The sequence below is a fragment of the Polaromonas sp. P1_E3 genome (assembly GCF_056405935.1).
In genome coordinates this window covers 1-566 of sequence record NZ_JBFUBD010000842.1, presented here as the reverse complement: position 1 = coordinate 566, position 566 = coordinate 1, and the positions used below count along the sequence as shown (strand labels likewise).

1 protein-coding gene is annotated in these 566 nt (G+C 62.0%); it reads left to right on the top strand.

Going from position 1 to position 566, the window contains the following annotated elements:
- Window positions 1-566: 7TM-DISM domain-containing protein (locus tag AC1D0Z_RS23875; RefSeq protein WP_477660585.1), on the top strand; the 566-nt coding region annotated here is incomplete at both ends.

Below are 566 nucleotides of genomic sequence, written 5' to 3'. Positions count from 1 at the left end.
GCCTCTACTTTGGCTTGCTGGTGGGGCTCTTCCTGTACAACCTGCTGCTGTTTTTTTCCGTGCGCGACCGTGCCTATCTGATCTACGTGGCATTTGTCGGCTGCATGGCCATCGCACAGGCCGCGTTGACAGGTTTTGGCGCGCAATTCATCTGGCCGGGCCTTACCTGGTGGAACAGCATTTCACCGCCGGCGGGCATGGCGGCGACCGCATCTTTCGGCTTGCTGTTTGCACGCAGTTTTCTTTCCAGCGCCCTCAAGATGCCGCGCCTGGACCGCCTCATACAGGCGCTGGTGGCCGGTTGGGTGCTGACGCTGCTGGCGGCCTTCACGATGCCTTATGTGGTGTCTTCATGGATGGTGACGGTGCTGGCGGTCTTCAGCGTCACCATGCTGGTGGCGGTCGGCGTGCTGAGCCTGCGCATGGGGCATCCGGGTGCGCGGTATTTTCTGGCTGCCTGGGCCTTGCTGCTGGTGGGCGTGGTGACGCTGGCATTGCACAACACAGGCGTCCTGCCCTCCAATCCGCTCACGGCCAATTCGTTGCTGATCGGGTCGGCACTGGAA